The organism is Parvibaculum sp. (assembly GCF_030694575.1).
GTDB lineage: Bacteria > Pseudomonadota > Alphaproteobacteria > Parvibaculales > Parvibaculaceae > Parvibaculum.
This window is the reverse complement of the sequence record NZ_JAUYUS010000080.1, coordinates 1-5,767: the sequence shown is the minus strand read 5'-3', so window position 1 is coordinate 5,767 and position 5,767 is coordinate 1. Positions and strand designations below refer to the sequence as shown.

Genomic DNA, 5,767 nt, shown 5'->3' with positions numbered 1-5,767 from the left:
TGCGGCCGGCGGGCAGCCGCGCGCGGGCGCGCAGGGCCGCCCCGGCGCGCCGCAGCCAAGCCATTGTTCCGTCGATGTTTTTCCGCAACGCCGCCGCGCCCCGATCGCCCATGGAACGGCAGTTTAGCACGGATCACACAGCGCGCCGGGCGGACGTGCGGGTCCCTTCCGGGCCGCGGCTGTCACAATTCGAAAGGGCGGATTTCGGCGGTTTTCCGGTGGGCGGGTTTGACTGTCATCGAACTGTTATCGATCTGTCACAAAGCGGGTTTTCTATCATCTGTGTACGGATGTTTTTGATGTTGTCCCCGGTTTGGCAGGGTGGGCAAACGAGAGACTTTTCCGTGTGGCCCCCCTCACCCTTCCCACCTTCGGTGGGCCCCTTCCCTCTCCCCGCAGGGGAGAGGGAAAAAACTTGTCCCCGTGACTTTCATGCAGCGTCGGGGAGAGGGAAAAAAACTTGTCCCCGGTTTTGGCGGGATGCCAACCTAGCTACCGGGGCGGCGGCAGCGGGATGAGTGGTATGGACGATCCTTACGAGACGCTTGGTGTGGCGCGGACGGCGAGCGAGGCGGAGATCAAGGCGGCCTTCAAGAAACTGGCGCGGAAGCTTCACCCCGACCTGCACCCCGGCGACAAGGCAGCCGAGGCGCGGTTCAAGTCGGTTTCGGCGGCCTATGACCTCCTCAAGGACAGCGAGAAGCGGCGGCGCTTCGACGCGGGCGAGATCGACGCGGGCGGCGCGGAGCGGCCGCAGGAGCGCTATTACCGCGACTTCGCCGATGCGGGCTTTGCCGGCGGGCCCGGCGCGCACGCGGCGGGCGACGGCTTTGCGAGCAACGAGGACCTGAACGACTTCTTCGCCCGCGCCTTTGGCGGCGGCGGGATGGGCGGCGGGCGGCGCGGCGGCGCGGACTTCAAGGCGCGGGGGCAGGATGTGAGCTATACGCTCCCCGTTTCCTTTCTCGACGCGGCGAACGGCGCTGTCCGTACACTGACGATGCCGGACGGCAAGACGCTGAACGTGACCATTCCCGAAGGCGCGGAGGACCGGCAGATGCTGCGGCTGAAGGGCCAGGGCATGCCGGGCTTCGGCGGCGGGCCGGCGGGCGACGCCTATGTGGAACTGCATGTGGTGCCGCATCCTTTTTTCCGCCGCAAGGACGACAATATCCATGTCGATATTCCCGTGACGCTGAAAGAGGCGGTGCTGGGCGCGCGCATCGAGGTGCCGACGATCGCGGGGCCCGTCGCCATGACGATCCCGAAGGGATCGAACACGGGCAAGGTTTTGCGGCTGCGCGACAAGGGCGTGAAAAACCGGAAGAGCGGCGAGCGCGGGCACCAGATGGTGACGCTGAAAGTGGTTCTGCCCGAGGGCGAGGAGCCGGCGCTGGCCGAGTTTCTCGAAAGCTGGGAACCGCGCACGCCGCAGGACCCGCGCAAGGAGATGCTCGCATGACAAACATTGAGGAACTCGTGGAAGGGATCGAGGCCCTGCAGCGGCGCGATCTCGAGGCATGGATCGCCGAAGAGCTTGTGGCGCCGCGCGAGGAAGCGGGCGCGCTTGTCTTTTCGGAGATGGAGTGCGCGCGGGTGCGGCTTATCTGCACGCTCCGCTACGAACTCGAGATCGAGGCGGGGGCGCTTCCCGTCATCCTGTCGCTGCTCGACCAGCTTTACGACACGCGGCAGCAGCTCATGGCGCTGACGGCGGCCGTGGCACGGCAGGATGAGGCTGTGCGGGAGGCTGTGATCGGGGCGATGAGGGAGTGAGGGGGAGACTGTTTATGTTTGCGGCGCGAATCGGAGCTCACTTCGTCCGTACAAGGAAGGCGTAGAGCGTCAAGGCCGCGCCAAGGGCAAAGAGCGATGCAATCAGAATGTATGTGCCCGGGCCGGGGCCCAATTGCTGCGCGGCGGGGAAGAACATCCGGAAGGCGCCCGCGGCCACAAGAAGCCAGCCGGAGAGCGTGACCAGCAAGCCGAAATCGAGCCGCCAGCGATTATGCGCCGTCACGATCACCAGACCGCCAACCAGAAACAGGAGGCCGTTGAGATAGACGACCGTCGGATGGACATCGTGCCAGATGTTCAGATTGACGGTCTCGGAGACGGTCACGGCCATGAGCACGGGACCGAGCACGGCGGCAATGCGCGTTGTCATGTTCATGAGGGTGAGGCTCCGGTGGGGTTGAGTTCAGTCGAGAAGGTGGCGGCGGTTTTTATTTAAAGGGCGGGGGTGGAGGTTTGGGAGGTGACGTCTCTATACTGACATTTAGAAGGCTTGCATTGCGATAGCGATTGAGAGCAGCGATGGTAACGAGTATCATCGGACACATGGCGAGATGTACAGCACCCGTAGAAGGACATCGTACAGCGAGCGGGGCAGCGGCCTGCCCCGCATGTCGTGGCCGCTACGGCGGCTACAGCAGCTACGGGTCGTACTCGCCCCCGTCCCCGTCCTACTCTTCGTCTGGGAGTAGCGCCGTCGGCAGGAGCGGCGGCGGCGGGTCCGGCCGCAGCGTAAAGCCGAGATGGTCGCGACCAACTTCGTCCGTGTTGTATACGCCTGCAGAAGTGCTGGCACTCACGCCGGTCCGCGAGCGCGTTGAGAAACAAGCGTCCCTTGACCTTCGGGACGTCTTTCTCTGTCATGCGTGGGACGACAGGCAGGGTGCCGCCAAGGATTTGCACGATCTGCTTGTGTCACTTGATGTCAAGGTCTGGTTCAGCGAGAAGGACGTCGGTCTCGGCGTGCCGTTGCTCCGCACCATCGACAAAGGCTTGGCGAATTCTCGGATTGGGGTTGTGCTCGTGACCCCTGCGCTACTGCGGCGGCTACCACAGGAGAGCATCGCCGATAGAGAGCTTTCGGCACTCCTCGCGGGTGAGCGGCTCATTCCTATCGTGCACGACACGACGTATGAAGCTCTCCGCGAAGTCAGCCCCATGCTAGCCTCGCGAAGCGGCCTGAGTACTATAGAAGAGCCGATGGCCAACGTCGCGGCTAAGCTCGCCGAGTTGGTCGCCCTCTAGCGTTGTTGCCGGGTTGGTCGCCCCACGTCGGACAAGCGGTACTAGCTCCGAAACGGTGGCACTCACCGGGTCACCGCGTCAGTGTATTTCCGCACACCCGATTGATGGCACGGTCGCTGTATGGGATGATCCTCAACCTCAGCACTCAGCACTCGCGATTCTTTATTCTTTGATCCTCCAGTGCCCAGACCCGTGTGCAACTTCCTCCAGTGCGAAACGCTCCGCCGGTGCTTTCGAATGAATGAGGATTTGGAACAAGTCATTCAAAATTTCTTTGGCTGACGACACGTAACCATGCCCTAGCTCAAGTAAGCGGGCTTTTCCTACCTCGACCGTATCGACCTCAGACAACAGGAACACCGGCGGCAGCAGTCCCACCCTGGCATAGTCATGCAGCCACCCTGAGGTTGATAGCGGAAGGTCATTGCCACAAACGTACGATGTCGTTAGCCCCGAATTGCCGACTACATGCGCCCCGACATTGCGCATTACATCCTGATCCACATCGGCGGCAGCAAACACTATGTGTTTGAGATTTCGGAGTTTGGCGGGATTACTAAGCCCGATAATCTCCAGTGCTCCGGCAAGGCAACGGCATCCCATACTATGCGCGATGATGTTGACCCCTTCAGGGGCGTTATCCATGTACTCGATCAAGTACTGAGCGAGGTGATGCTTGCTCGCTTCGACTGCCCCTTCGTCGACAGAGTATGCCGTCATCGCGCCTTGTGACGGCCAACTGAAGAGACTGATACCACGCCTCAATCCCAAGTCAGTGCCGATCTGTGCGGCCCAGAGTACTGCGGATTCGAAGCTAGTGTTGAAGCCGTGAATTAAAACCGTTGCCGGAGATGAATCCCTACCCGCAGAGAAATTTTCCGTGACCATTTCCCAATGCAGGTCGCCATTCAATGGCGTGAGCTTTCGAATTTTGAGTCGATCATCGCCAATCAAGCGCCGTTTCCAGAAAGGCGATCCTACTGACCCAATCTTGTGGGACTTCGGCACGAAGACCTGAGCCGCGCCAAAGTTCAGCTTATTGTCTCTCAGGTTGCCGAAAGTCCAATCGCTTTCAGTCGAGGTTCGCTTACGGTTTGTCGCATAGAGAACGAGATAGGTTTGTTCCTTCTGCGGTGGCTCAGAGCTCAAATTATCTAAGCTTCTGTCATGTGTGCCAATTTTGTATGGTTCGCGAACGAAAACGCGTGAGCGTTTGGGCGTCAGGGAAATTATATCTGCCTGAAGAGTGGTCATTGCGTTTGAATCGACAAGCGCGTTCTTAAAGCTTGCGCCCTCAAGAACAGATTGTCGAAGGTCAACGTCTTTGAAGCTTGCCTGATCGAACTTGGCTTGCTTGGCAACTACGCCGTGGAAAACGGCTCGATCAAAACGTGCATGGAAGAAATTCGACTCCGATAGATTAGCGCCGGACAGATCGGCCCCAGTGAATTTAGCTCGCTCGAAATCGAGCCCCTTCAAGTCGGCAAACGTCAAATCTGCTCCCGAGAAGTCAAAGCCCCGAAAATTATACTCTGGCTGCGAAGCAAGCGACGCGACTTCGCTGAAATTTACATTTGATAAGTCAGGCGAGAACTTGACCAATCGCCGCCGCTCGTTCCACGTGTCTTTTCCGCCCCGAAGCCAGGTAACGTGATCTGCGTTCGACAATGAATCCCCCCATGAATTAATCTTGAATGCAGACAACAGCATTCCTCACTTAGCGACCATTTGTCATCCCACAATCTGTACATAACTCGTCATTGAGCGGATTAAACATCGCGAGTGCGATCCCCGTTAGCGGTTTCTGGATTGCTTCGCTTTGCTCGCAATGACGGTGCTGGTTGTGGGTAGCGCGTCATTGAACGCGGGTGGTTGCGGCTCCCCCTCACCCTTCCACGGCCGCGTTGCGGCCGTTCCCTCCCTCACCCCGAGGGGAGAGGGGGAGGGGCGATGCGTTCTGGACTTCGGGTGGGGCCTACCCCTCCCCAAAATTCGCCAGGCGAATTTTGACCCTCCCTCAGGGGGAGGGTGGGAATAAGCACCCGCTTGACTCCGCGCACGACTCGTAACATATAAAGTTACATGAAACGGAACAGCCAATTGTCGGGCGTGCTGCATGTGCTGTTGCATATGGATGCCCATGACGCGCCGATGACTTCCGAGGTGCTCGCGAGGGCGATGCAGACGAACCCGGTTGTCATCCGGCGGATCATGGCGGGGCTGCGCGAGGCGGGGTATGTGCGCTCGGAGAAAGGGCATGGCGGCGGCTGGTCCATCGCCTGCGACCTGAAGGCGGTGACGCTGCGCGACATTCATGAGGCGCTGGGCGGCCCTTCCCTTCTTGCCATCGGCAACCGGACAGAGGCGCCGGGCTGTCTCGTCGAGCAGGCGGTGAACGCGGCGCTGACGCAGGCCTTCGACGAGGCGGAGGCGCTGCTGCTCGAACGGCTGGGCGGGGTGACGCTGGCCGCGCTTGCGAAGGATTTCAAAAAGCGCCTCGCCGCGCGGGGCGGACCGCACGAAATGGAGAAAGCCCATGCAGGCTGAGATGACGAGACAGATGATCGCGAATTTCAACGACCCGGCGGCCGTTGCTCAGTATACGGAGGGGCCGCTGCGCTTCGTGCCGGCCTATGCGGAGCTTCACCGGATGACGGCGATCCTGCTCGGCGAGCGGGCGCCCGCCGACGCGAACGTGCTTGTGCTCGGCGCGGGGGGCGGCATGGAG

Annotated in this window: 6 protein-coding genes and 1 pseudogene; 5 read left to right on the top strand and 2 right to left on the bottom strand. The window is 60.7% G+C overall.

Annotation, left to right across the window (positions count from 1 at the left end; all coding sequences use genetic code 11):
* The first annotated feature begins 523 nt into the window (after positions 1-523).
* Positions 524-1,462 (top strand): DnaJ C-terminal domain-containing protein, encoded by a 939-nt coding sequence (locus tag Q8S60_RS11570; RefSeq protein WP_305277283.1) that lies wholly within the window; start codon positions 524-526, stop codon positions 1,460-1,462.
* Positions 1,459-1,776: a chaperone modulator CbpM gene (locus Q8S60_RS11565; RefSeq protein WP_305277281.1), complete on the top strand. Its 318-nt coding sequence runs from the start codon at positions 1,459-1,461 to the stop codon at positions 1,774-1,776. The genes Q8S60_RS11570 and Q8S60_RS11565 overlap by 4 nt, the downstream gene beginning before the upstream one ends.
* A 37-nt stretch (positions 1,777-1,813) precedes the next feature.
* Here the strand turns inward: Q8S60_RS11565 and Q8S60_RS11560 are convergent, their stop codons facing one another.
* Complete coding sequence (locus tag Q8S60_RS11560; RefSeq protein WP_305277279.1) at positions 1,814-2,173, bottom strand: hypothetical protein; 360 nt, start codon at positions 2,171-2,173, stop codon at positions 1,814-1,816.
* A gap of 167 nt (positions 2,174-2,340) precedes the next feature.
* On the opposite strand from Q8S60_RS11560, the gene Q8S60_RS11555 reads away from it, so the two are divergent.
* The gene (locus Q8S60_RS11555) at positions 2,341-3,039 is read left to right on the top strand and encodes a toll/interleukin-1 receptor domain-containing protein (protein ID WP_305278266.1); all 699 of its coding nucleotides are present in this window, start codon (positions 2,341-2,343) and stop codon (positions 3,037-3,039) included.
* 162 nt (positions 3,040-3,201) lie between these two features.
* Here the strand turns inward: Q8S60_RS11555 and Q8S60_RS11550 are convergent, their stop codons facing one another.
* A complete protein-coding gene (locus tag Q8S60_RS11550; protein WP_305668569.1) occupies positions 3,202-4,707 on the bottom strand; it encodes an alpha/beta hydrolase in 1,506 nt (501 codons plus the stop codon).
* Positions 4,708-5,121: 414 nt separating this feature from the next.
* On the opposite strand from Q8S60_RS11550, the gene Q8S60_RS11545 reads away from it, so the two are divergent.
* Both Q8S60_RS11545 and Q8S60_RS11540 read left to right on the top strand, forming a co-directional pair.
* Positions 5,122-5,586 carry an Rrf2 family transcriptional regulator gene (locus Q8S60_RS11545; protein ID WP_305277275.1) on the top strand — a complete coding sequence of 155 codons (465 nt, stop codon included), beginning with the start codon at positions 5,122-5,124 and terminating at the stop codon, positions 5,584-5,586.
* Positions 5,576-5,767, top strand: a pseudogene (locus Q8S60_RS11540) (methyltransferase); the annotation flags it as partial. The gene Q8S60_RS11545 and the pseudogene Q8S60_RS11540, both read left to right, overlap by 11 nt.

What these genes read in the sequence shown, in the direction of transcription:
- Q8S60_RS11570 (WP_305277283.1), top strand. Translation starts at nt 524, where the DNA reads ATGGACGATCCTTACGAGACGCTTGGTGTGGCGCGGACGGCGAGCGAG.
- Q8S60_RS11555 (WP_305278266.1), top strand. Translation starts at nt 2,341, where the DNA reads ATGGCGAGATGTACAGCACCCGTAGAAGGACATCGTACAGCGAGCGGG.
- Q8S60_RS11565 (WP_305277281.1), top strand. Translation starts at nt 1,459, where the DNA reads ATGACAAACATTGAGGAACTCGTGGAAGGGATCGAGGCCCTGCAGCGG.
- Q8S60_RS11545 (WP_305277275.1), top strand. Translation starts at nt 5,122, where the DNA reads ATGAAACGGAACAGCCAATTGTCGGGCGTGCTGCATGTGCTGTTGCAT.
- Q8S60_RS11560 (WP_305277279.1), bottom strand. Translation starts at nt 2,173, where the DNA reads ATGAACATGACAACGCGCATTGCCGCCGTGCTCGGTCCCGTGCTCATG.